The following is a 24,140-nucleotide window of genomic DNA, read 5'->3' on the forward strand; positions in this document are numbered from 1 at the left end:
GTGGTGCTGCTCTCGCTCCCACACTCGGAGCACCCGATTCGAGGAGGGCGGCGGGATGTCGCACGTAGGAGAAGCACCGATGACGGCGCACACGGCGATCCCGGTCTGGGGTGCACCGAAGCGGACGCGCCCCCAGCTGCCCGGCGACCGTGACGCGGACGTCGTCATCGTCGGCGCCGGCTACACCGGCCTGTGGGCTGCCTACTACCTGCTCGAGGCCGACCCCTCGCTGCGGGTGGTCGTACTGGAGAAGCACACCGTCGGGTTCGGCGCCTCCGGGCGCAACGGCGGCTGGTGCTCGGCGATCTTCCCCATCTCACTGGCCCACGTCGCCAAGAACAGCTCGCGGCGCAGCGCGATCCTGCTCCAGGAGGCGATGAACGACACCGTCGAGGAGTTCGTGCGGGTCGTCCGCGCCGAGCACATCGACGCCGACGTCGCCCACGAGGGCTTCCTCGCGCTCGCCCGCACCCCCGCGCAGCTCACCCGCGCGCAGGGACAGCTCGACGCCGCGGCCCGACTCGATCTGCCCGACCAGTGGCGGGTCCTCGGGCAGGACGAGGCCGCCAAGCTGGTCAACGCCGACCGGGTGCTCGGCGGGGCCTTCACCCCGCACTGCGCCACCGTGCATCCCGGCAAGCTGGTCCGCGGCCTCGCCGACGTCGTCGAACGCATGGGCGCGGTCATCCACGAGGGCACCGAGGTCCAGCACATCGGCCCCGGCTACGTCGACTCCCCGCACGGCCGGGTCCGCGCCCCCAGGTCGATCCGGGCCACCGAGGGCTACACCCCCACGCTGCCCGGTCACCGCCGTTCGCTGGCCCCGCTCTACTCGCTCGTCCTCGCCACCGAACCACTACCGGAGAGCCGCCTGGGCGAGCTCGGGCTGCGCCACCGCCTCGGCTTCAACGACATGCGCAACCTCCGGATCTACGCCCAGACCACCGAGGAGGGCCGGATCGTCTTCGGCGGCCGCGGCGCGCCCTACCACTTCGGGTCGAAGGTCTCCCCGGCCTACGACACCAACCCGAGGATCCACGACAAGATCCACACCACGCTCCTCGACTTCTTCCCCTCCCTGGCCGACGTCGCGATCACCCACCGCTGGGGCGGACCGCTGGGCGTCCCTCGCGACTGGCACCCCTCGGTCGGGCTCGACCGCGCCACCGGCCACGCCTGGGCCGGGCCCTACGTCGGTGACGGGGTCGCCACCAGCAACCTCGCCGGCCGGATCCTGCGCAACCTCGTCCTCGAGCGCGACGAGCCGATCAACGACCTCCCCATCGTCAACCACGCCTCGCCGCGCTGGGAGCCCGAACCGTTCCGCTGGCTCGGGGTCAACGCCGGCCTGCTCGCCGCGTCCGCCGCCGACCGCGAGGAGCGCCTCACCCAGCGGCCCTCACGGATCTCCGCCGTCCTCGAGCGCCTCACCGGTGCCCACTGACCCAGGCAGGCCATCCCGCCCTACGACACCCGCGAACGGAACCCTCATGCCTTCGTTGACCCTGACCCCCGGCAGCACCGTCCACGGTGCGCTGACCGCCGCCGGTATCCGCGCCGGCGCCGACAGCGGCAGCCCCCGACTGCACACCCACGTCGTCGAGAGCGCGGCCCGCGCCAACATCGGCATCTGGGAATGCGAGCCCGGTGGCTGGCCGGTTGTCGACCGTCCCGACACCGAAGTCTGCTTCGTGCTCAGCGGCGCCGCCACCATCACCGACGACGCCAGCGGAGAGAACCACGCCCTGCAGACCGGCGACCTGCTGGTCCTGCCCCCGGGCTGGAGCGGCCGCTGGGACGTCACCGAGACCCTGCGCAAGGTCTACGTCATCTACTGACCCGCCATCGCGACGCCCGCACCGCCGACCGCCGACGCCCCCACCACCCGACAACGACGACCAGGAGCACCACCATGACCGAGACCCTGCACCACTGGGCCGCCGGCGCCGTCCTGAAGACCGACGGCGACCGCTTCGCCGACGTCACCGACCCCGCCACCGGCGCCGTCACCCGCCAGGTCGCCCTGGCCACCGAGGAGGACGTCGACCAGGTCGTCGCCGCGGCCAAGGCGGCGTTCCCGGGGTGGCGGGACACCTCGCTGTCGAAGCGCACGACGATCCTGTTCCGGTTCCGGGAGCTGCTCAACGCCCGCGCCGGCGAGCTGGCGGCGCTGATCACCGCCGAGCACGGCAAGGTGCTCTCCGACGCCGCCGGTGAGGTCGCCCGCGGCCAGGAGGTCGTGGAGTTCGCCTGCGGGATGCCGCACCTGCTCAAGGGCGGGGCCACGGAGAACGCCTCGACCGGGGTCGACGTGCACTCGGTGCGTCAGCCGCTCGGCGTGGTCGGGATCATCTCGCCGTTCAACTTCCCGGCGATGGTGCCGATGTGGTTCTTCCCGATCGCGATCGCCGCCGGCAACACCGTCGTGCTCAAGCCGAGCGAGAAGGTCCCGTCGGCGGCGCTGTGGATCGCGGAGCTGTGGCGCGAGGCGGGGCTGCCTGACGGCGTGTTCAACGTCGTCAACGGCGACAAGGTCGCGGTCGACGGGCTGCTCACCAGCCCGGACGTGAAGTCGATCAGCTTCGTCGGGTCCACCCCGATCGCGCGCTACATCTACGAGACCGGCACCGCGCACGGCAAGCGGGTGCAGGCCCTGGGCGGGGCGAAGAACCACGCGGTGGTGCTCCCGGACGCCGACCTGGATCTGGCGGCCGACCAGGCGATCAACGCCGGGTTCGGCTCGGCCGGTGAGCGTTGCATGGCGATCTCGGCGCTGGTCGCGGTCGGCGACATCGCCGACACCCTGGTCGACAAGATCGCCGAGCGGGCCCGCGGGCTGCGCACCGGCGACGGGCGGCGGGGGTGCGACATGGGCCCGCTGGTCACCCGGGCTGCGCAGGAGCGGGTGTCGGGCTACGTCGACGCCGGTGAGCGCGAGGGCGCCCGCGTCGTGGTCGACGGCCGCGGGGTCGCCCCGGACGCCGACGGGCAGGGGTTCTTCGTCGGCCCGACGCTGCTCGACCACGTCGGTACCGGCATGAGCGTCTACACCGACGAGATCTTCGGCCCGGTCCTGAGCGTGGTCCGCGTCGACACCTACGAGCAGGCCGTCGACCTGATCAACGCCAACCCCTACGGCAACGGCACCGCGATCTTCACCCGCGACGGCGGGGCCGCGCGGCGGTTCCAGAACGAGGTCGAGGTCGGGATGATCGGCGTGAACGTGCCGGTCCCGGTGCCGATGGCCTACTACTCCTTCGGCGGCTGGAAGAACTCGCTGTTCGGCGACACCCACGCCCACGGCACCGAGGGCGTGCACTTCTTCACCCGCGGCAAGGTCGTCACCACCCGCTGGCTCGACCCCTCCCACGCCGGGCTGAACCTCGGCTTCCCCACCAACGCCTGACCCTCCCTGCCCGACGGCGGGTGCCACGGCACCCGCCGTGGTCGATGACGCGGCGGCCGTCCGACGCCCGGCTTCAGACTCGGCAGAGCGCGATCACGCTGCCCTCCTGGTCCGCGGCGACGTAGATCGTGCCGTGGTCGTCCACCTCGACGCCGGCGAACGGCGCGATCGGTCCCGGGATCATCATGGGCAGGCCGTTCACGGTGGGGCGAAGCATGCCGTTCTCGCCGACGGGGAGGTCGTCGGCGATGACCCGGCGCTCGCTGCCGTCGAACGGCAGCCAGACCAGGCGACGACGGCCGACCTCGCAGACGACCAGCCCGTCGCGGTCGACCGCGATGCCCTGCGGGACGAGGAGGTCGTTTGCGAAGACCGTCCGGGTGGCGTCGGGTCCCACCACCTCGACGGTGCCCCGCGCCTCGTCGGAGACGTAGACGCTGCCGTCCGCGGCCACCGCGACGTCGCTCGGGCGCTCCAGTCCGGACGCGAGCTCCACCGTCTCGCCTGCACGGGGGAGCCCGAGCACCCGACCGCTCCCGGAGCCGGCCACGACGACGCCGTCGCCCCGGGCGGCGACGCCGGTGCACTCGCCGAGACCCTCGGCCCACGTCTCCGGCGAGGTCCACGACCCCGCCATGTGTCGCGTCACCATCCCCAGGTTGTTCGTCACGAACATCGCCGCCCGGTCCGCGGACGCGCACAAGCCCCGCACGTAGCCGGGGAAGCCCGGGTCGGTGATCTTCTCCGTCCGCACGAGAGCGAGGTCCTCGGTGACCGTGGCGGCCCCGAGCCCGTCCGCCACGCACAGGCCGTCGGTCGTGGCCGCCAGGCCGTAGGGCCCCATCAGGCCGGGAGCCACGATCTCCCGCGACCGGCCGTCGGGGTAGAGCTCGTACACCGCCCCGTCGATGTAGTACGACACGAAGAGGCGACCGTCCGCCGTGATGTCGAGGTTGTCCATCCCGGGGCGTCCGCGCCCGACGGTCTGCGTCGCGGAGGTCTCCGGGTCGAAGGCCAGGACCTCGCCCGAACCGCCGAGGCCGACGTAGATCCGGCCGTCCGGGCCCGTGCGGCAGGAACACGGGGCGGCCAGTCCGTCCAGGACGACCTCGACCTCACCGCCGTCGATGGACACGCGGGCGACCTGCCCCGCGAACGGGAGCGCGGTGTAGAGGAGCCGGTCGGCGCCGATCGTCAACCCGTTCGGGCCCTCGACGTCCCGCGCCACGAGCCGAGCGGGGCGATCGTCGCGGTACACCTCGTAGATCGATCCGCCCGGGATGAACTGACCCACGAAGATGCGGTCCTCGAACACGGTGATGCCGTTGGCGCCGAGGACGTCGTCGGCCACGACGCGGTAGGTCCCGTCGTGCAGGGCGGTGACGCGCGCGTCCATGCACTCGGCCACGTACATGACCCCGTCGCTGTCGAACGCGAGATCGTCCGGAGAGACGATGGCGCTCCCGCGGGGGAGACGACGGTGACCTCGCCGGTGTCCGGGTCGATCCGCGAGATCTGGTTCCCGAACGCCGAGGCGTTGTAGAGCGCTCCGTCGGGCCCGATCCGCAGACCGTTCGCACCGCCGATGGGGCGTGCCGGGGTTCGGCCGAGCACCTGCCACTGCGGGACGGTGCCGGCGTGCGTGTCGTCAACGGTCATGGCACGACTCCTGTGTCGAGTGGCCGGCCGATGCGCGATCGACCGAGATGTGGTGAAGTGAACTCGTTTCAGGTTGGGCCAGTCAAGACGGGAGCCGAAGGTGACGACGTCGAGCGGCAGCACGGGACAGCCCGGTCCTCCCGGACGACGGGTCGTCGTCACCGGAGGGGCGAGCGGGATCGGGCGCGCCGTCGTCGAGCGTCTGCGTGTGCACGGCGCGCGGGTGACGGCTCTGGACCTGCGTGTCCCGGAGTCCGCGCCCGACGACGCCGTGCGAGCCCTGCCGTGCGACGTCGCGGACGAGGACTCGGTCGCCTCGGCGGTCGAGGAGGCGGCGTCCTGGATGGGAGGAGTGGACCGCCTCGTCACCTGTGCCGGCGTGACCGACGGCTCCCCGACCGAGGAGATGAGCCTCCGGACCTGGCGTCGTCTGGTCGACGTCAACCTCACCGGGACCTTCCTGGCCGTGCGCTCCTGCCTGCCCCACCTCCTGTCGGTGGAGGGAGCGGCGGTGGTCACGATCGGCTCGGTCGGCGGGCTCGTGGCGGCCGGCCGTTCGGCCGCCTACGACGCCACCAAGGGCGGGGTCCTCGCTCTGAGTCGCAGCCTGGCCGCCGAGTACGCCGACCGGGGGCTGCGCGTCAATTGTGTGTGCCCCGGGCTCGTCGCCACCGGCCTGGCGGCGAACAGCGGCAACGATCCGGAAGGGCTCTCGTCCGTCCCGCGGACGGCGATCGCGGGACGGGTGACGCCCCTGATGCAGCGGTCGGGCACGCCCGAGGAGATCGCCGCCACGGTCGCCTTCCTGCTGTCCGACGACGCGGCGTTCATGACCGGTGCCGCCGTCGCCGTCGACGGCGGTTACACCGCGGTCTGACCGCACGATCCGGAATGGAGAACACATGAACGACGTCGTCGACCTGCTCGTCATCGGGGGCGGCATGGCGGGGATGAGCGCCGCCGCCCGCGCCGCCCGTCGCGGTCTCGAGGTCGTGGTGGTCGAGAGCGGCCCGGAACTCGGTGGATCGGCGCTCTACGCGGGCTACCTGTGGACGGCCCCGACGATCGAGGCGATGTGCGAGGCGAACCCGGACGGCGATCCCGCGCTCGCCGAGGCGGTCGTCGACGGTTTCGGTCAGGCCGTCGCGTTCCTCGACGAGCTCGGCGTCCCGTACGGTCCGGCGGTCCCGATCCTGCGCTTCGGACGGGGCCATCAGTTCGACACCGCCTTGTTCATCGACACGTGCCGACGAGCGGTGCTGGCGAGTGGGGGCAGCGTGCTGCTCTCGACCACGACGGAGACGCTGCTCACCGACGCGACCGGCGCAGTCGTGGGGGCGGAGGTCACGGTGGCCGGTGGTGCGCCCCGCCGGATCCACGCCGGAGCGACCCTCCTGGCCACGGGAGGCTTCCAGGCCGACCCGGACCGGCGTGCGGAGCTCGTCGGTCCCCAGGCGCGGGACATGCCGTTGCGCTCGAACCCTCGCAGCGAGGGTGAGGGACTGCGCCTGGCCCGGGTGGCCGGAGGTGCATTGGGCAATGCCGGCGGTGGCTTCTACGGGCACCTGGTCCCCGCGCACGTGACGCTCGAACCGGAACACTTCGTCGACCTCGCGCTCTACTACAGCGAGCACGCGCTGCTGTTCAACCTGCGCGGCGAGCGCTTCATCGACGAGACGCTCGGGGATCACCTCACCGCGAACGCCCTGCTCGAGCAGCCCGGGTCACGTGGCCTGCTGGTCACCGACGCGCGCGGGTACCGCGAGTTCGTCTGCGGGGCGTACGTGGAGGGAGCGGCGTCCACCGACAAGTTCGCGCTCGCCGACCGGCGAGGCGGCCGGTGCGTGATGGCCGACGACGCCGACGACTTCGCGGCGATGCCGCCGGAGTGGGGCTACGACGGGGAACGCATCGCCGAGGAGGTCGCACGGTGCGCCCACGGTGAGGCACTGACTCCGGGGCGCACGCACGACCCTCGTCCGCTCGACGAGCCGCCCTACTACGTGGTGGAGACGGTCCCGGCGATCACCTTCCCGTTCGCGGGCATCAGGATCGATGCGCGGGCCCGCGTGCAGGCCGCGGACGGTGGCACGGTGCCGGGCCTGTACGCCGCCGGTTCCGACATCGGTGGGCTCTACGTCGGGGCGTACGCGGGCGGGCTCGCCCCGGCCGTGGTCTTCGGGCTCGCCGCGGCCGACGACACCGCCTCGGTCGCGCGCTGACCATCGCAGTCCCGTTCCCCTGGAGGAGACGTTGTGTTCGCGTACCGGATGACGGCACCGGGGTCGGCGGAGTTGGTCGAGGTGCGAGCCCCGGACCCCGGCCCCGGACAGGTGCGGCTCGATGTCCTCGCTGCGGGCGTCTGCCATTCCGACCTCGCCGTGCTGGACGGCGGGGCGGCGGCCACGTGGACGCTCCCGTTCACGCTCGGGCACGAGACGTGCGGCCGGGTCGCGGAGCTGGGAGAGGGTGTCGAGGGCCTGGCCGTGGGGGAGCAGGTCGTGGTGCACGCCCCGTACGGCTGCGGCGACTGCCCGCGGTGCGCCACGGGGCGGACCAACTACTGCGATCGTCGGGCGAGCCTCCCGGCGGCCGGGCTGGGGCTGGGTCTCGACGGCGGGATGGCCGAGGCCATGGTGGTCGACGCGACCCGGGTGGTCTCCGCGGAGGGTCTGGACCCGGTGGCCGCGGCGACGCTGACCGACGCCGGCCTGACGTCGTTCCACGCCGTCCAGGGCAGCCGGGAGGCGCTCGCCGAGCCGGACGCGCTCGCCGTCGTGATCGGTGTCGGCGGGCTCGGACACCTCGCCATCGGTCTGCTCCGCGGACTCGGGACGACCGTCGTCGCGGTCGACACCCGGGAGGAGGCCTTGGTCCTGGCGCGTGAGTGCGGGGCCGACGTCGCCGTGCTGCCCGCCGGCGCGCGCGGGGTGGTCCCCGCCCGGGGTGCGGACGTGGTGTTCGACTTCGCGGGCGCTCAGAGCAGCCTCGACCTGGCCGTCGCCCTGCTCCGGACGGCGGGTGACCTCGTCGTCGTCGGAAGCGGCGGCGGGTCGCTCACGGTGTCCAAGCCGGGCGTGCTGCCCTCGGGTGCCGCGGTGCGCGTGCCGTTCTGGGGCTCGCGGCCCGAGCTCGAGGCCGTCGTCGGGGTGGCCCGGGGCGGCAGCCTCACGCCCCGGACCACGACCTACCCCCTCGCCGACGCCGACCGCGCGTTCGCGCAGCTCCGGGCCGGGCGGCTGCTCGGACGCGCGGTCCTCGTCCCGGAGCAGCGTCAGCGGGCGGCCCAGCCGCCGTCGACGTAGAGCTCCGAGCCGGTGGTGTAGGCCGAGTCCTCGCTCGCGAGGAAGGCGACGGCGGCGGCGACCTCCTCCGGTCGGCCGAGCCGCCCCATCGGCGTGTTGTCGAGCATCGCGCGGTGCCGGTCAGTGCCCCCGAACCGCTCGATCAGCGGCGCGGTGCCGATGAACGCGGGCACCACCGCGTTCACCCGGACGCCGCGCTGCGCCCAGTGCAGCGCGGCGTTCATCGTCATGGCGCGGACCGCGCCCTTGGCGGCGGCGTAGGAGAAGCTGTTCGCGAGCCCACCGGTCGCGCCGAGGATCGAGGCGACGTTGACGATCGCCCCGCCGCCGCTGTGCTCGATCATCGGGCCGACGTGCTGCATGCCGAGCCACGTGCCGAGCTGGTCGACCGCGACGACCTGGTCCCAGCGTTCGCGGGTCTCGGTCTCGACGGTGCCGAGGCTGCCGATGCCCGCGTTGTTGACCAGAGCGTGGGCCGCGCCCCACCGGCCCCGGACGGCGTCGACCGTCCGGGACCAGCCGTCGGGGTCAGCGACGTCGAGGACGGACACCAGCGTGTCCCCGTCGAGGGTGTCCGCGAGGTCGTTCAGTGCCCCCTCGTCGACGTCGGTGAGGGCCACCGAGGCGCCCTCGTCGACGAGCCGCCGCGCGATCGCGGCCCCGAGGCCTCCGGTGGCGCCGGTGAGGACGACCCGTCGGCCCTCGAGCCCACGCACGGTCAGCGGTCCGCGGTGGTGGGGGTGGGCGCCGGCGAGGCCGTGCCGGCGCCGCGCTCGCCCGCGGGGACGCCGCTCGCGAGCTCCTCGCCGGAGCTCTCGCGGACGGAGAGCAGGACCAGCAGCCCGACGACCGCGGCGACGACGGCGTAGAAGGCCGGCGCGATCGTGATGCCGGTGGCCGCGACGAGCGAGGTGGCGACCAGGGAGACCGTTCCGGTGCCGACGACGCCGGCCACGTTGAAGCCCAGCGACACCCCGGAGTAGCGGACGCGGGTCGGGAAGAGCTCGGAGTACATCGTGTAGATGACGCCCTGCTGCACGGCGAACGGGACGTTGAGGACCAGGGCCGCGACGACGGCGAGCGCGAGTGACCCCTGCTGCATGGCCCAGAAGCAGGGTACCGACAGGACGAGGAAGCCGATCATGCCCGCGCCGACCACACGACGGCGTCCGAAGCGGTCGCTCAGTGCCCCGGCCCACGGGATGAGCGCGAGCGGCACCAGCACGATCAGGACGGTCAGCCACAGACTGCTCGACAGCGGGTACTTCAGCACCGCCGAGAGGTGCACCACCAGGTACACCGACGCGATGCCGCCCGTGGTCAGGGTCGAGTACCCGAGACCGATGACCCGCAGCAGGCTCGCCGTGTGGTCACGCACCACCTCGGTCACCGGCGCCTTCGGGGGAGCCGCTTCCTCGATCATCTGCACGAACAGCGGGGAGTCCTCCACCTTGAGCCGGTAGATCACGGCGGCCACCAGCAACGGTGCGGCGATGAGGAACGGGACGCGCCAGCCCCAGCTGGCCATCTGCTCGGCGGTCGTCAGGGCGCTCACGGTCCCCACGACGGCGGCCGCGCCGGCGAGGCCGAGCGAGACGCCGATGGAGGTCGCGGACCCGAACAGGCCCCGCCGTCTGCTCGGGGACGATTCGGTGGACAGCGACACGGCGCCGCCGACCTCCCCGCCGGCGGACAGGCCCTGCAGCAGGCGCAGGAGGGTCAACAGGATCGGAGCGGCGATGCCGATCGAGGCGTAGGTCGGGAGCAGGCCGGTCAGGGTGGTGGCGACCCCCATGAGAGCGACCGTTGCCAGGAGCACCGTGCGCCGGCCTCTCCGGTCCCCGATCCGGCCGAAGATCAGGCCTCCGACCGGGCGAATGAAGTAGGCCCCCGCGATCACTCCGAGCGTGGACAGCAGCCCGACGAAGCCCTGCGTGGCGGGGAAGAAGAGCTTCGCGAGGATGACGGCGAGGTAGCCGTAGATCGCGAAGTCGTAGTACTCGATCGCCGTGCCCACGGCGGCGGCCGTGCTGGCCCTGCGGGCGACCCGTTCCCGGTCGCCCTGTGTCTCGGTCGTCATGCGGCGCTCCTTCGCGCTCCGGCGCGGAGGACCCCTCGTCCTCGCGGCCGAGGTGACGGTAGACACTGAACTGACATCAGTTCAAGAGGTTTCGCGCTTGACATCGAACTCGGTTCAGCTCAAGCTTCGACTTGAACTCAGTTCAACTTGGGAGGCTCCGATGGCAGTCGAGGACGACATCCAGTTCGAGCGCGAGGGGCACATCGCCCGGGTCTGGTTCAACCGGCCGCACAAGCGCAACTGCATCACGGTGCCGATGCTGCACCGGCTCGACGAGATCATCACCGAGATCGAGGGCGACGACGAGATCCGGGCGGTGGTGGTCCGCGGTCGCGGCAACACCTTCTCCTCGGGCTTCGACCTGGACAGTCTGCAGTCGGACTTCATCGGATCGAGCACGGCGATGGACGTCGCCGTCGTCTCGGCCAAGGTGTGCGACCGCTTCTACAACATGTCCAAGCCCTCCGTCGCGGTCCTCGAGGGCTACGTGACCGCGGGTGGCTTCGAGGTCATGATCTCGTGCGACTTCGCGATCGCGGACGAGGCCGCCCTGATCGGCGACTTCCACATCCGCCGCGCCCTGTTCGGCGGCGCCGGCCCGATCTACCGGCTGCCCCGGATGATCGGCATCCGCAAGACCAAGGAGCTGATGCTCACCGGCAAGCTCCTCACGGGCCAGGAGGCCGCGGACTTCGACCTCGTCAACACCAGCGCGCCGGCCGACCAGCTCGACGCCACGGTCGAGGAGTTCGTCTCCCACCTGACCGACAAGAGCCCGTTCCAGATGAAGCTCACGAAGATGGCGGTCGACCGCGGCCTGGACGCCGACATCGCCTCGCTCATGGTCCTCGAGCACCTCGCGGTCGGCGTCACGCTGAACTCCGACGACGCCGCCGAGGGCGTGTCCGCCTTCCTGGAGAAGCGGGACCCGAAGTGGACCGGCCGCTGAGTCGGCCGTGAACGACGCCGACGACCCGGTCCGGGTCGTCGGCGGGGCCGCCCGGGCCGACGACGATCCGGTGGGAAGGAACGCGATGACGCAGGAGACGGTGGCGGCGCAGGCCGGGCACACCGACGACGCGGACCCCGTGCTCGCCGACCGCGTCCGCGCGGCGCTCGGCACGCCCGACGCGGGGCCGCTGCGGGTGCTCGAGGGTGGCCGCTCCGGGCTGACCTACGTCCTGCACGACGGCGGGTCGGGCCACGTGGTGAAGGCCGTCCCCCCGGGCCGGCCGGCGCGGGGCCGCCACGACGTGCTCCGCCAGTCGCACGTGCTCTCTGCGCTCGCCGGGTACGGCCTGCCCGTTCCGGCGGTGACGGCCCGCGAGGAGGAGGTCCCGGCCTGGTTCGCCATGGAGCTGGCGGCGGGGGAGGCCGTCGAGCCCGTGCTCGACGTCGGCACCGAGCTCCACACGGACCTGGCCCGCGAACGCATGGTGCGGGCCGCCCGGGTCCTGGGCGCGCTGCACGCGGTGCCGCTGGACCACCTCGCCGACGGCGTCCGCGCCGCGGGCGGCGTGCTGCCCGAGCCGGCGACACCGCACGACGAGCTCCTGCGGTGGGAGGAGACGATGCACGCGGTGCCGGCCGAGCTGCGGCCCGGCTCCGCGGAGCTGCTCCAGGCCCTGCACTCGGACGTCCCCGCAGCCGTCGCCCCCGTGCTCGTCCACGGCGACTTCCGGCTCGGCAACCTCCTGTGCTCGGGCGTCGAGCCCACCGCGCTCGTGGACTGGGAGATCTGGGGGGTCGGCGACCCGCGGATCGACCTCGGCTGGTTCGGGGTCTTCACCGACGGCACGCTCTTCCCCGGCGTCGGCCGGGTGGTTGCCGGCCTGCCGTCCGAGGACGAGCTCGGCGAGCTCTACCGCGGCGCGGGCGGCACGCAGCCGCACACGGCGTGGTTCCGCGCGCTGGCCCGCATGAAGATGGCCGCGATCATGGGGCACAACCTGCGGCGCCACCGCGAGGGCCGTCACCACGACCCGGTCCAGGAACAACTGCCGCCCACCATCGCGGCGCTGATCGACTCCGGGCGGGCCCTGCTGGGCGGGGGCGCGTCGTGAGTGTCGCTGCTCCCGCCGAGCTGTTCGACCTGACCGGTCGTACCGCCGTCGTCACCGGGGCCTCCTCCGGGCTCGGTGCCCGGTTCGCCGCCGTGCTCGCCGCGGCCGGGGCCACGGTGTGGACCGCAGCCCGCCGCGAGGACCGGCTGCGCGAGCTCGCCGCCGGCCAGCCCCTGCTGCGCCCCGTGGCCGCCGACCTGTCGACCGACGACGGGCGACGCGCCCTGGTCGAGGCCGTGCGAGCCGGCTCGGGCACGATCGACCTGCTGATCAACAACGCCGGGGTGGACAGCGGCGCGAAGCCCGCCGACGAGACCTCGGAGCGCTTCGCGGAGGTCCTCGGCACCAACCTCGTGGGTCCGTTCCACCTCGCCCGGCTCGCCGCCGAGTCCACCGGGCCGCAGGGACTGGCGGTGGTCAACGTCAGCTCGATCCTCGGGCTGGTGTCGGCCGCGCCGATGGGCGGGGCGAGCTACGCCGCGTCCAAGGCCGGGCTGCTCGGGCTGACCCGCGAGCTGGCCGGCCACTGGGGCCGCCGGGGGGTCCGGGTCAACGCCCTGGCCCCCGGCTGGTTCCGGACCGAGATGAATGACGAGCTCTTCGCCGACGAGCGCTCGGTGCGCTGGATCGGCCGCAACACGATGCTCGGCCGCGCCGGGGAGCCCGCGGAGCTCGACACCGCGCTGCTCTTCCTGTGCTCGCCGGCCAGCAGCTACCTCACCGGACAGATTCTCACCGTCGACGGAGGGTGGACGGCACGATGACCACCGTCAGCGAGACCGAGCTCGACGAGTTCACCGAGCGCGCGCGGGAGTGGCTCGCGGAGACCGTGCCGCGGCGCGGCGATGACGACCGCCGCTCGGTCGCGGTCTTCCACGACCTGCCCTTCGACGAGGAGCGGGCGCTCATCGATCGCATCCGCGGCTGGCTGCGGACGCGGTTCGACGCCGGGTACGGCGCGCTCTCGTGGCCCACCGAACACCACGGCGCCGGGCTGTCCGCGCTACACGAGGAGGCGTTCGCCGAGGTCGAACGTGAGTTCACGACGCCGGGTCAGCACGAGCTGACCTCGGTGTCGACGGCCCTCGTCGCACCGACCGTGCAGATGTTCGGCACCCCGCACCAGGTCGAGCAGCTCGTCCGGCCACTCCTGCGCGGCGACGTCACCGCCTGTCAGCTGTTCTCCGAGCCCGGCGCGGGCTCCGACCTCGCCGGGCTCGCGACGAAGGCCGTCCGCGACGGCGACGCGTGGGTGGTCACCGGGCAGAAGGTGTGGAGCTCGGGAGCCCAGTTCGCCGACTGGGGCGAGCTGATCTGCCGCACCGACCCGGACGTCGCGAAGCACAAGGGGCTCACCGCCTTCCTGCTCCGCATGGACACCCCGGGCGTCGACGTCCGGCCGTTGCGCCAGATGTCGGGCGGCTCCTCGTTCTGCGAGGTGTTCCTCGACGAGGTCCGCATCCCGGACGCCTGGCGGCTCGGCGAGGTCGGCGGCGGGTGGGGCGTCACCCTCGCGACCCTCGGCTTCGAGCGCGGGCACTCCGGGGCCAACGCCGACCTCGGCGGCGGCTACGACCAACTCCTCGAGGACGCCCGACGGCTCGACCGCCTCGCCGATCCCGAGGTCCGCCGGCTGCTCGCCGCGGTGTACGCGGCGGAGAAGGTCGCCGCGGTCTCCGCGCAGCGCGACCGGGAGGCCCGGCTGGCCGGGGTGGAGGACGGCGCGATCGGGTCGCTGCGCAAGCTGGCGTGGACCGAGCGGCTGACCCTCGTCTCGCAGGCCGCCACCGCGATCCTCGGCACCCGGCTGATCGCCGACGCGGGGGACGGCAGCTACCGCTGGACCGAGCACGTCCTGGGCGCCCCGGGCTACCGGATCGCCGGCGGCTCGGACGAGGTCCAGCGCACGATCATCGCGGAGCGCCTGCTGGGCCTGCCGCCGGAACCCCGCGCCGACCGCGGAGTCGCCTGGAAGGACATCCCCCGATGACCGCATCGGTCGAGGCCGCCGTCGCCGCGGCCCGCCCGGACCCGCAGCCGTTCGCCGGGCGTACTGCCCTGGTCACCGGTGGCTCCCGGGGCCTCGGGCGTGAGATCGCGATCGCCCTGGCCGCGGCGGGCGCCGACGTCGCGATCGCCTCCCGCAAGAAGGAGGCGTGCGTCGAGCTCGCGACGGAGCTGGCCGCGGCCACGGGCCGCCGGGTCTCCGCCCACGCCGCCCACGTCGGGCACTGGGACGAGGTCGACCGCCTGCTCGACGAGGTCGAGGCGGAGCTGGGGCCGGTCGACGTCCTGGTCAACAACGCGGGCATCGCCCCGACCTACCCCTCGCTGGAGAAGGTCTCCGAGGAGCTGTTCGACAAGGTCTTCGCGGTCAACGTCAAGGGCCCCTTCCGGCTCACGGCCCTGGCCGGGGCGCGGATGGTGCAGCGCGGCGGCGGCGTCGTCCTCAACATCTCCTCGATGGGGTCGGGCCGCCCGACGGCGGGCGACCTGCCCTACACCGCGGCGAAGTCGGCGCTCAACACGCTGACCGCCGGGTTCGCGCAGGAGTACGGGCCGTCGGTGCGGGTCAACACGATCCTCGCCGGCCCCTTCGCCACCGACATCAGCCGGTCGTGGGACCCGGACGCGGTGGCCCGGATGGCGCAGGACTGGCCGCTGCAGCGGGTGGGGGAGCCGGCCGAGATCGTCGGCGCGGCCCTGCACCTGTGCGGGCCGGGCGCGAGCTACACCACCGGCGCCCTGCTGGCCGTCGACGGCGGACGGCTGGCCGCGCCGTGAGCGCCGTCCGGTTCGTCGACCCGTCCCTGCTCGCCGACACCGCGGAGGGTCCCGCGCTGTGGGGGAGCCGCTGCCGCGACTGCGGCGCGCACACCTTCCCGCGCCAGGGCGGGTGCCCGCGGTGCACCGGCTCCGGCATGGAGGACGTCGTGCTCTCGCGGACCGGCACGCTCTGGTCCTTCACCACGCAGGGCTTCCGGGCCAAACCGCCCTACACCGGCAGCCCGGCCTACGAGCCCTACGCCGTCGGCTACGTCGAGCTGCCGGGGCAGCTGATCGTCGAGACCCGGCTGGTCGAGACCGACCCGGACCGCCTGGAGATCGGCATGCCGGTCGAGCTGGCGCTCGTGCCCTTCCGGGATGACGAGCAGGGGCCGGTCCACACCTTCGCGTTCGTGAGGAGGACGCCGTGAGTGGGGTCGCGATCGTCGGGATCGGCATGCACCGGTTCGGCCGCACCGAAGGGGTGTCGGGGCGGTCGCAGGCCGTGCACGCCGCGCGCCAGGCCCTCGACGACGCCGGGCTGCGCTTCTCGGACATGCAATTCGGCTTCGGGGGCTCCTACTCCGCGGGGGACGCGGACACGCTCGTCTCCGAGCTCGGGCTGACCGGGCTGCCTTTCGTCAACGTCGCGAACGGCTGCGCCACCGGAGGCTCGGCGCTGATCGCCGCAGACGCCGCGATCCGCTCGGGCACGCACGACCTCGGCATCGTCATCGGGTTCGACAAGCACCCGCGGGGGGCGTTCGACGCGGATCCCGCCGAGCACGGGATCGGGTCCTGGTACGGCGAGACCGGGATGATGGTCACGACGCAGTTCTTCGGCATGAAGATCCAGCGCTACCTGCACGACCACGACCTGAAGCCCGGCGTGCTGGCCGAGATCGCGGCGAAGGCCTTCCGCAACGGTGCGCGCAACCCGATGGCGTGGCGACGGAAGGAGATGACCGCCGACGAGGTCGCCGCGGCGCCGATGATCTCCCACCCGCTCACCCAGTACATGTACTGCTCGCCGGGCGAGGGCGCCGTGGCGCTGGTGCTCTGCCGGGCCGAGGACGCCCACCGCTACACCGACCGGCCGGTGTACCTGGCCGCCGCGACCTTCCGCAGCCGGCGGTACGGGTCGTTCGAGGTCTACTCGCCGTGGCTCGCGCTCGACCGTGCCCCGTCGCCGAGCGTCGACGCGGCCGCGGCGGCCTTCGCGGCCGCCGGGATCGCCCCGTCCGACGTCGACGTGGCCCAGATCCAGGACACCGAGTCCGGCGCCGAGCTGATGCACATGGCCGAGACCGGTCTCTGCGAGCACGGCGAGCAGGAGGACCTGATCCTCTCCGGGGGGACGGCGATCGAGGGTCGGCTGCCGGTCAACACCGACGGCGGCTGCCTGGCCAACGGCGAACCGATCGGCGCCTCGGGCCTGCGCCAGGTCCACGAGAACGTGCTGCAGCTGCGCGGCGACGCCGGCGAGCACCAGGTCCCGGGTGACCCGCGGGTCGGGTTCACCCACGTCTACGGCGCGCCGGGCATCTCCGCCTGCACCGTGCTCACCCGCGAGGAGCCGTCATGAGTTGGGGATTCGAGTCCGAGCCCGAGGTGGCCGCGGAGCTCGCGTGGGTCGAGGACTTCGTACGCGAGGAGATCGAGCCCGTCGACCTCGTCGTCGAGCACGCGTGGAACCCGCGGGACCCGGCGCGCAACGCGCTCATCCGCCCGCTCCAGGAGAAGGTCAAGCAGCGCCGGCTCTGGGCCTGCCACCTCGGCCCCGAGCTGGGCGGCGAGGGCTACGGCCAGCTCCGTCTCGCGCTGCTCAACGAGAAGCTCGGCCGTACGCACTCCGGCCCCGTCGTCTTCGGGTGCCAGGCACCCGACTCGGGCAACGCCGAGATCCTCGCCCACTACGGCACCGACGAGCAGAAGAAGACCTACCTCGAACCGCTGATCGCGGGCGACATCGTCTCCAGCTTCTCGATGACCGAGCCGCACGGCGGGTCCGACCCGACCGGCTTCCGCACCACCGCCGTGCTCGACGGCGACGAGTGGGTCATCAACGGGGAGAAGTGGTTCTCCAGCCACGCCCTGTTCGCCGAGTTCCTCATCGTCATGGCGGTGACCGAGCCCGACGCGGAGCCGCACCGCTCGATGTCGATGTTCGTCGTGCCCGCGGACGCCCCTGGGATCGAGCGGGTCCGGGACGTGTCGGTCTGGGGTCACGACGAGGCCGTCGGCACCCACCAGTACCTGCGCTACACCGACGTCCGGGTCCCGACCGAGAACATCCTCGGCGGGCGCGGCGAGGCGTTCGCGGTCGCGCAGACCCGGCTCGGCGGCGGCCGCATCCACCATGCCATGCGCACGGTCGGCCTGGTCGGCTCGGCGTTCGAGATGATGAAGCGCCGGGCCGTGTCACGGACCACGAAGGGTCGCCGCCTGGCCGACCAGCAGCTCGTCCAGGAGATGATCGCCGACACCTGGATCCAGCTCGAGCAGTTCCGACTGCTCGTCCTGCAGACCGCGTGGAAGATCGACCGCTACCAGGACTACCGCAAGGTCCGCGCCGACATCGCCGCGGTGAAGGCGGCCATGCCGAAGGTGCTGGCCGACGCCGCCGGACGCGCGATCCAGGTCCACGGTTCGCTGGGCATCTCCAAGGAACTGCCCTTCGGCAAGTGGGTCCTCGAGTCCTTCCACATGGGGCTCGCCGACGGCGCCACCGAGGTCCACAAGGTCAACCTCGCCCAGGCGCTGCTGCGCGGCACCGAGCCCGACGACGGGCTGTTCCCGCCCTACATCCTTCCCACCCGCCGTGCCGAGTCCCGGGAGCGCTACGCCGAGGTCCTGGCTGCCGCGGCCGACGACGGGGAGACACCGTGAGCCTGCGCATCACCCCCGACGCCGAGGAGCTGCGCGCGGTCGTCCGGGAGGTCCTGGAACGGCACGCCGAACCCGCGCGCGACCCCGAGGCCACCTGGGACCGCGACCTCTGGCGCCGGTTCGCCGGCGAGCTCGGCGTCGCCGCCCTCGACGTCGGAGAGGAGCTCGGCGGCGCCGGAGCGAGCTTCCGCGAGGTCGCGGTGGTCGCCGAGGAGCTCGGTCGCCGGCCCGTCCGGCTGCCCTGGTTCTCCACGGCGGTGCTGGCCGTCGGTGCCCTCACCGCGCTGTCGGGGACCGACGACCTGCGTCGCGAGCTCCTCGCCGACCTCGCGAGCGGCGAGCGGACCGCGACCTTCGCCTGGCGCGAGGACCACGACGGCTGGGACCCGGACCGCGTGACGACGCGCGCCGAGGGCGACGACGGCGGGTGGCGCCTGCACGGCACGAAGCTCCAGGTCGTGGAGGGCGCCACCGCGGACGTGCTCCTCGTCGTCGCCGCCGTCGAGGGCGAACCCGCGGTGTTCGCCGTGGACGGCGGCGCCGAGGGGCTCGTCCGCTCGTCGGTGCGGTCGCTGGACCCGAACCGGCAGCTCGCCGACGTGCTGCTCGACGGAGTCCCGGCCCGTCGGGTCGGTCGTCCGGGCGATGCCCGCGAGGTGATCGCCCGGGTCCTCGAGCGGGGCCGCGCCGCCCTGGCGTGCGAGCAGACCGGCGGCGCGGCCGCAGCGCTGGACCTCTCCGTCGCGTACGCCGCCGACCGGGTCCAGTTTGGCCGCCCGATCGCCACGTTCCAGGCGATCAAGCACCGGTGCGCGGACATGGCGGTCCGGGTCGAGGCGGCGCGATCGGCCTCGTGGTGGGCGGCCGCCGCGCTCGCCGAGGAGTCGCCGGAGGCGCCCGCCGCCGTGGCGACGGCCGCCCTCGTGTGCAGCGATGCCTACGCGTGGGTGGCGGGCGAGACCGTGCAGGTCCACGGCGGCATCGGGTTCACCTGGGAGCACGTGGCGCACCTCCACGTCCGCCGGGCGGCCACCGACGCGGTCCTGCTGGGCGCGGCGCACTCCGAGGCGCTGCTGACGGCGATCGGGCTGCCGAGCACATGAACCCGGTTCAGGCGCTGACTAGGGTGGGGACGACCCCTCTGCCGGAAGGCCTGCCCATGAGCATCGAAGCACTCACCGAGGCCGACGACGGCCCGCGATCGAAGCGGCCCGCGATCCTCGCCGCTGCCGTCGAGTGCTTCGGGGAGTCGGGCTACGAGGGGACGAAGTGGTCGGCGGTGGCCGACCGCGTCGGGATCGGCCAGACCGCGCTCTACCACTACTTCGAGTCCAAGGCGCACTGCCTGCTCACGGTGATGCGGCTCGGCCTGCGCAACTCGGACGCCGCGTTCCAGGCCGCGACCATCGACGCGCCGACCGCACTCGCCGGCCTGCGGGCCGCGGTCGGAGCGGCCTACGCGCTCTCGCCGCAGGAGGTCCAGCAGAACCGGATCCTCGTCGCGAACATCGGTCTCCTCGCGACCGAGCGGGCCTCGGAACGCGAGGAGAAGGAGCGGCTCGCCTCACGGGATCTCGTCGCCCGGGTGGAGCGCAACTGGGTCGACCTGCTCGAACGCGGCATCCGGGCCGGGGAGTTCCCCGACCACGATCCCGTGATCATGGCGCGCAGTCTCCTGGGCCTGATCACGGGCGTCTGGCGCTGGTACCGCCCCGACGGCGCCCTCGACCTGGACGCCATCGCGCACTTCATGGAGGGCTGCGCGGCCCGCATGGTCGCCGCCGACGAACCGTGACCGTCGAGGAGGACGGCAGATGATCATCGAGGACTACTACGGGCGCCTCGACGGCTCGGACCCGCTCAGCGGACTCGAGCTCGTCGCGCCCGACGTCGAGTTCCTGATCGCGATCCCGGGCCACGACGTCCGCGGCTTCGGTCGGGACGACCTGGAGGCCTACGTGGCCGGCCGGCCCGCCGTCGGTCGACGGCACGTCGTCCACCGGCGCGCCGTCGACGGCGATCTGGAGATGGTGCACGGCGTCGTCACCGAGGCCGACGGCCGCGGGACGGGGTCGTTCACCGCGACCGCTCTCGTCACCGACGGTCTCGTCACTCGCTACCAGGCGTTCTTCCGTCCCGACTTCGGCATGTTCCCGCTCCCGGCAGGTGCCGCCTGATGGACGCCGACGAGGTCCTCACCACCACCCGGGCGGTCCGTCGCCGCCTCGATCCCACCCGCCCGGTACCGCTCGAGGTGATCCGCGAGTGCATCGACGTGGCGCTCCAGGCCCCGGCCGGCTCGAACCTGCCCCGCACCCGCTTCGTCGTCGTCCGGGACCCTGCGCTCCGGGCCGGGCTCGCTGACCTCTACGCGGACGTCTACGAGGGCACGTACCGCGCGTCGGAGGGCTACATCGGGCGGGTCGAGACCGACGAACCCGGCGCCGCCCGCACGCAGGAACGGTCGGCGCGATCCGCCGACGCGCTCGCGAACGCCCTGCACGAGGTCGACACCATCGTCATCACCTGTCTGGAGGGCGCCCGCCTCGACGGTGCGTCCGCGATGGCGAGCGCCTCGCTGCTGGGCGGGGTGCTGCCGGCGACGTGGAGCTTCATGCTCGCCGCCCGGGCCCGGGGCCTCGGCACCTGCTGGACGACGATGCACCTCGCCCGCGAGCGCGAGGCCGCCGAGCTGCTGGGCATTCCGTTCGACCGGGTCCAGCAGGTGTGCCTGACGCCGGTGGCCTGGACGACGGGGGAACGCTTCGGCCGTGCCCGCCGCCCGGCGGTGGACGACGTCCTGCACCTCGACGGCTGGCAGGACGACCTGCCGGGCGTGCCGGACGTCCGCGGCCTCGCCGCGAGCTGACCCTTGCCGCAGTACTCGGCGATGCTTAGCCTCGAATCTACTAAACTGAACTCATGTCAGGAGAAGTCGTGATCGACGCCGATCCGGTCGCCCCCGAGGCCCCCTTCCTGCGCCGCTGGTTCGCCAGCCTCGACGGGGAGTCCCCCGACGACATCCTGGGCATGATCGCTCCGGAGTTCCGCTTCTCGATCGTGTTCGGCACCGGCGGCGGCGCGGCACAGGACTTCGCGGGCGGGCGCGCGGCCATGGAGGGCTACCTCGCCCAGCGCGAGAAGGGCGTCCTCACCCACCACGTCCTGAGCGCCTCGACCGTCGGGTCCGACGAGCTCGTGCTCGGCCAGGCCCGCCGTGGCGGCGCCTTCGAGTCCACGTTCGTCGCCGCGGCCCGGGTCGACGGCGACGGGCGGGTCACCGACCTGATGATCGGCCGCTCGCCCGAGCTCGACGTCGAAGCCCGCTGACACCCGCCGTCGAGAAGGAGGCACCCGTGTTCAATCTCGTTCTGCTCGCCGCGCGCCCGCCCGAGTGGACCCACGAGCAGTTCATCGCCTGGTGGCGCGGCGAGCACGCGGAGATGACGTATCCGCTGCCCGGCCTGCGGGCCTGGCGCCACACCGCGGTGTCGAGCGCGCTCGAGCCCCGCTCGGAGGGGTGGGACGGTGTCTCGGTGCTCAGCTTCGACGACGAGGCCGCCGCCCGCGCGGCCCTCGCCAGCGAGGAGTGGGCGGCCGCGGTGAAGCACGTCGGATCCATGAAGGGCCGCCGGATCGCGCTGCTCGGCGACGAGCGCGAGATGCTCGGGGCCGACCGGTGAGGGAGCTCCACGCCGACCTGGAGCGCCGGGCCGCCGCCGCGCCCGACGACGTCGTCGCGATCGACGCCGACGGAGAGCACCGGGTCGCGGACCTCCTGGCGCGGGCGGCGGACCTCGCGGCCGCGGTCGAGGCGCGCACCGGTCCGCGGCCCACGCTGATGGTCCAGGCGGACAACTCCTGGCGCACCGTCGTGGCGGCGCTGGCCGTCGGCCGCCTCGACGGCACCCTGGCCCTGCTCAGTCGGCACACCACCGCCCCCGAGTTCGCGGCCGCGCGCGAGGACGTCGACCCGGACGCCGTCGTCCTCTCGCCGGCGCTCACGGAGACGGTCGCCCCTGGCGCGGTGGACACGGAGGTCCTCGACGGCTGGTGCCTCGCGGCCCGTCCGGCCCGGCCTGCGGGGCGCTGGCGGGGTGGCGCCGTGATCGGTCTGACCTCGGGCTCCACGGGCCGGGCCAAGGGCGTCGTCCAGTCGGAGGCCGCGCTGCGGTACGCCGGGCAGGCCACCGTCGACGCCGTCGGGCTTCGCCCCGGCGACACCGTCGCCGCGCTCGTGCCGTTGTCCTCGGCGGCCGCCGTGTGCTTCGGGCTCTACCTCCCGCTCCTGCTCGGCGGCCGTGTGCTGCTGCTCGATCGTTGGGACCCCGCGGTCGCGGTCGACCTGATGGCGGCGCACGACACGCGCTGGACGATGTGCGTGCCGACGATGGCCCTGCAGATGGGTTCCGCAGCACGTCACGGCGGCGAGCTCGCCGCGATGACGGCCATGACCGTCGGTGGAGGGCCGATGGACGCCGGCGCCCTGGGGCGCGCCGAGGAGCGGCTGGGCACCCGGTTCCTGCGGGTCTTCGGGATGTCGGAGTGCCTGGGCCACACGACGTCGCGGCCGGACGACGATCCGGTGACCCGGCTCGGGACCGACGGCACGCCGTTCCCCGGCACCGAGCTGCGCGCCGTCGACGAGGACGGGACGACGTTGCCTGCCGGCACCCCGGGCCGCGCGGAGGTCCGCGGTCCGTCGCTCTTCCTCGGTTACGCGCGCGACGGTGAGGTGGTCCCACCGGCGCTCAGCGCGGACGGTTTCCTGCCGACCGGCGACCTGGTCGAGGTGGCCCCGGACGGGACGGTGTCCATCCGGGGCCGCGAGAAGGACATCATCATCCGCGGCGGCCGCAACATCGACGTCACCGAGGTCGAGTCCGCGGTGGCGAGACACCCGCACGTCGAGCAGGTCTGCGTGGTCCCGGTACCCGACGACGTCCTCGGCGAGCGCGTGGCCGTCCTGGTCGTCACCGCCCGCGACGACCTCGAGCTCCCCGAGATGCAGCGCCACCTCGGCGACGTCGGACTGACGAAGGGCAAGTGGCCGGAGTACGTGTTCCGGGTGGAGAGCCTCCCGCAGAACCGGGTCGGCAAGCTGTCGCGCGCGGACGCCGCGGAACTGGCCGACCGGCTCCGCGCGGTGCGGGCGTGACGGAGACGGCCGGCGGCCGGTTCGGTGGACGAGTGGCGGTCGTGACCGGTGCGGGCTCCGGGCTGGGTCGGGCCGCGGCTCGTCGACTCGTCGACGAAGGAGCCGAGGTCCTCCTGCTGGACCGCGACGTGGCCTCCGTGCAGGAAGCGGCGTCTGAGCTGGCCGGGGCCAGCGCCTACGAACTGGATGTCAGCGACGCCCGTGCGGTCGCCGCCACGTTCGACGCGATCGTCGAGCGATACGGGAGGATCGACGCCCTCGTCAACAACGCGGGTGTGGTGGGCGAGCAGCGTCCGGTCCACCGGACGACCGACGAGATGTGGTCATCGGTCATGCGGGTCAACGCCGACGGCGCGTTCTACGTGCTGCGGGCCGCGCTCGGGGTGATGGTCGCTGCCGGGAGCGGCAGCGTCGTCAATATGTCCTCGTCCTCGGGCCTGTCGGGCAAGCCCCACCTGGCGCCGTACGGGTTCTCCAAGGCCGGAATCGTCGGGCTGACCCGGACGGCGGCCGTGGAGTACGCCGCGGCGAACATCAGGGTCAACGCGGTCGCTCCCAGCGCGGTCCGGACGCCGCTCGTGGAGGCCCACATCCGCGCGGCGCCCGATCCCGACGCCATGGAGCGGCAGATGGAGTCCCAGTCCCCGATGCCCGGCATGGGAACGCCCGAGGACGTCGCCGCCGTGATCGCGTTCCTGCTCTCCGACGACGCGGCCCGGATCACGGGCCTCACGGTGCCGGTCGACGGCGGCTACCACGCGACCTGACCATCGCCGCCGACCCGGTAGCGACGCCGCCTGAGAGCTCCCGCAGC

At 73.2% G+C, this 24,140-nt stretch carries 25 protein-coding genes; 22 read left to right on the forward strand and 3 right to left on the reverse strand.

Going from position 1 to position 24,140, the window contains the following annotated elements:
• Window positions 1–79: 79 nt before the first annotated feature.
• The 3 genes from QRT03_RS08835 to QRT03_RS08845 all read left to right on the forward strand — a co-directional run bounded on the left by QRT03_RS08835 (window position 80) and on the right by QRT03_RS08845 (window position 3,406).
• Window positions 80–1,444, forward strand: a complete 1,365-nt coding sequence (locus tag QRT03_RS08835) for an NAD(P)/FAD-dependent oxidoreductase (RefSeq protein WP_286052295.1) — start codon at window positions 80–82, stop codon at window positions 1,442–1,444.
• 46 nt (window positions 1,445–1,490) lie between these two features.
• Window positions 1,491–1,838 (forward strand): cupin domain-containing protein, encoded by a 348-nt coding sequence (locus tag QRT03_RS08840; RefSeq protein ID WP_286052296.1) that lies wholly within the window; start codon window positions 1,491–1,493, stop codon window positions 1,836–1,838.
• A 74-nt stretch (window positions 1,839–1,912) separates the two neighbouring features.
• On the forward strand, window positions 1,913–3,406 hold the full coding sequence (locus QRT03_RS08845; protein ID WP_286052298.1) for a CoA-acylating methylmalonate-semialdehyde dehydrogenase: 1,494 nt from the start codon (window positions 1,913–1,915) through the stop codon (window positions 3,404–3,406).
• A 73-nt stretch (window positions 3,407–3,479) separates the two neighbouring features.
• Here the strand turns inward: QRT03_RS08845 and QRT03_RS08850 are convergent, their stop codons facing one another.
• Window positions 3,480–4,820, reverse strand: a complete 1,341-nt coding sequence (locus QRT03_RS08850) for a hypothetical protein (RefSeq protein WP_286052299.1) — start codon at window positions 4,818–4,820, stop codon at window positions 3,480–3,482.
• Window positions 4,821–5,165: 345 nt separating this feature from the next.
• Between QRT03_RS08850 and QRT03_RS08855 the strand changes: the two genes are divergently transcribed.
• Genes QRT03_RS08855 through QRT03_RS08865 form a run of 3 tightly spaced genes read left to right on the forward strand, consistent with a single transcriptional unit; the run spans window position 5,166 to window position 8,370 of the window.
• Window positions 5,166–5,942: an SDR family NAD(P)-dependent oxidoreductase gene (locus QRT03_RS08855; protein WP_286052301.1), complete on the forward strand. Its 777-nt coding sequence runs from the start codon at window positions 5,166–5,168 to the stop codon at window positions 5,940–5,942.
• A 25-nt stretch (window positions 5,943–5,967) separates the two neighbouring features.
• Window positions 5,968–7,287: an FAD-dependent oxidoreductase gene (locus QRT03_RS08860; protein ID WP_286052302.1), complete on the forward strand. Its 1,320-nt coding sequence runs from the start codon at window positions 5,968–5,970 to the stop codon at window positions 7,285–7,287.
• 33 nt (window positions 7,288–7,320) lie between these two features.
• Window positions 7,321–8,370: an alcohol dehydrogenase catalytic domain-containing protein gene (locus tag QRT03_RS08865; RefSeq protein WP_345783242.1), complete on the forward strand. Its 1,050-nt coding sequence runs from the start codon at window positions 7,321–7,323 to the stop codon at window positions 8,368–8,370.
• On the opposite strand, the gene QRT03_RS08870 is transcribed toward QRT03_RS08865, so the two are convergent.
• A complete protein-coding gene (locus QRT03_RS08870) occupies window positions 8,340–9,086 on the reverse strand; it encodes an SDR family NAD(P)-dependent oxidoreductase (protein ID WP_286052303.1) in 747 nt (248 codons plus the stop codon). The two genes, QRT03_RS08865 and QRT03_RS08870, sit on opposite strands and share 31 nt — an antisense overlap.
• Window positions 9,087–9,088: 2 nt before the next feature.
• Complete coding sequence (locus QRT03_RS08875) at window positions 9,089–10,450, reverse strand: MFS transporter (RefSeq protein WP_286052304.1); 1,362 nt, start codon at window positions 10,448–10,450, stop codon at window positions 9,089–9,091.
• 160 nt (window positions 10,451–10,610) lie between these two features.
• Here QRT03_RS08875 and QRT03_RS08880 point away from each other — a divergent pair, with 160 nt between their 5' ends.
• From QRT03_RS08880 to QRT03_RS08955, 16 genes are read left to right on the forward strand one after another with little or no spacing between them, the layout of a single operon-like run.
• Entirely contained in the window at window positions 10,611–11,399 is a 789-nt protein-coding gene (locus QRT03_RS08880) for an enoyl-CoA hydratase/isomerase family protein (protein ID WP_286052305.1), read from the forward strand.
• 7 nt (window positions 11,400–11,406) lie between these two features.
• Window positions 11,407–12,513: a phosphotransferase family protein gene (locus tag QRT03_RS08885; RefSeq protein ID WP_286052306.1), complete on the forward strand. Its 1,107-nt coding sequence runs from the start codon at window positions 11,407–11,409 to the stop codon at window positions 12,511–12,513.
• Window positions 12,510–13,277 (forward strand): SDR family NAD(P)-dependent oxidoreductase, encoded by a 768-nt coding sequence (locus tag QRT03_RS08890; protein ID WP_286052307.1) that lies wholly within the window; start codon window positions 12,510–12,512, stop codon window positions 13,275–13,277. Before QRT03_RS08885 ends, QRT03_RS08890 begins: the two co-directional genes overlap by 4 nt.
• Entirely contained in the window at window positions 13,274–14,503 is a 1,230-nt protein-coding gene (locus tag QRT03_RS08895) for an acyl-CoA dehydrogenase family protein (protein ID WP_286052308.1), read from the forward strand. Before QRT03_RS08890 ends, QRT03_RS08895 begins: the two co-directional genes overlap by 4 nt.
• On the forward strand, window positions 14,500–15,297 hold the full coding sequence (locus tag QRT03_RS08900) for an SDR family NAD(P)-dependent oxidoreductase (protein WP_286052309.1): 798 nt from the start codon (window positions 14,500–14,502) through the stop codon (window positions 15,295–15,297). The genes QRT03_RS08895 and QRT03_RS08900 overlap by 4 nt, the downstream gene beginning before the upstream one ends.
• Window positions 15,294–15,710 (forward strand): Zn-ribbon domain-containing OB-fold protein, encoded by a 417-nt coding sequence (locus QRT03_RS08905; RefSeq protein WP_286052310.1) that lies wholly within the window; start codon window positions 15,294–15,296, stop codon window positions 15,708–15,710. The genes QRT03_RS08900 and QRT03_RS08905 overlap by 4 nt, the downstream gene beginning before the upstream one ends.
• Window positions 15,707–16,864, forward strand: coding sequence for a thiolase family protein (locus QRT03_RS08910; protein ID WP_286052311.1), 1,158 nt, complete (start codon window positions 15,707–15,709; stop codon window positions 16,862–16,864). The genes QRT03_RS08905 and QRT03_RS08910 overlap by 4 nt, the downstream gene beginning before the upstream one ends.
• Complete coding sequence (locus tag QRT03_RS08915; protein WP_286052312.1) at window positions 16,861–18,168, forward strand: acyl-CoA dehydrogenase family protein; 1,308 nt, start codon at window positions 16,861–16,863, stop codon at window positions 18,166–18,168. The genes QRT03_RS08910 and QRT03_RS08915 overlap by 4 nt, the downstream gene beginning before the upstream one ends.
• Complete coding sequence (locus tag QRT03_RS08920; protein WP_286052313.1) at window positions 18,165–19,271, forward strand: acyl-CoA dehydrogenase family protein; 1,107 nt, start codon at window positions 18,165–18,167, stop codon at window positions 19,269–19,271. Before QRT03_RS08915 ends, QRT03_RS08920 begins: the two co-directional genes overlap by 4 nt.
• Before the next feature lie 56 nt (window positions 19,272–19,327).
• Window positions 19,328–19,963, forward strand: coding sequence for a TetR/AcrR family transcriptional regulator (locus QRT03_RS08925; RefSeq protein ID WP_286052314.1), 636 nt, complete (start codon window positions 19,328–19,330; stop codon window positions 19,961–19,963).
• A 19-nt stretch (window positions 19,964–19,982) separates the two neighbouring features.
• The gene (locus QRT03_RS08930) at window positions 19,983–20,345 is read left to right on the forward strand and encodes a nuclear transport factor 2 family protein (protein WP_286052315.1); all 363 of its coding nucleotides are present in this window, start codon (window positions 19,983–19,985) and stop codon (window positions 20,343–20,345) included.
• Window positions 20,345–21,037, forward strand: coding sequence for a nitroreductase family protein (locus tag QRT03_RS08935; RefSeq protein ID WP_286052316.1), 693 nt, complete (start codon window positions 20,345–20,347; stop codon window positions 21,035–21,037). Before QRT03_RS08930 ends, QRT03_RS08935 begins: the two co-directional genes overlap by 1 nt.
• Before the next feature lie 53 nt (window positions 21,038–21,090).
• Entirely contained in the window at window positions 21,091–21,498 is a 408-nt protein-coding gene (locus QRT03_RS08940) for a hypothetical protein (protein ID WP_286052317.1), read from the forward strand.
• Window positions 21,499–21,524: 26 nt separating this feature from the next.
• A complete protein-coding gene (locus tag QRT03_RS08945; protein ID WP_286052318.1) occupies window positions 21,525–21,851 on the forward strand; it encodes an EthD family reductase in 327 nt (108 codons plus the stop codon).
• Window positions 21,848–23,326, forward strand: a complete 1,479-nt coding sequence (locus tag QRT03_RS08950; protein ID WP_286052319.1) for a class I adenylate-forming enzyme family protein — start codon at window positions 21,848–21,850, stop codon at window positions 23,324–23,326. Before QRT03_RS08945 ends, QRT03_RS08950 begins: the two co-directional genes overlap by 4 nt.
• Entirely contained in the window at window positions 23,323–24,093 is a 771-nt protein-coding gene (locus QRT03_RS08955) for an SDR family NAD(P)-dependent oxidoreductase (RefSeq protein ID WP_286052320.1), read from the forward strand. The genes QRT03_RS08950 and QRT03_RS08955 overlap by 4 nt, the downstream gene beginning before the upstream one ends.
• Window positions 24,094–24,140 lie beyond the last annotated feature (47 nt).

This window comes from Actinomycetospora termitidis (assembly GCF_030286555.1).
Taxonomy (GTDB): Bacteria; Actinomycetota; Actinomycetes; order Mycobacteriales; family Pseudonocardiaceae; genus Actinomycetospora; species Actinomycetospora termitidis.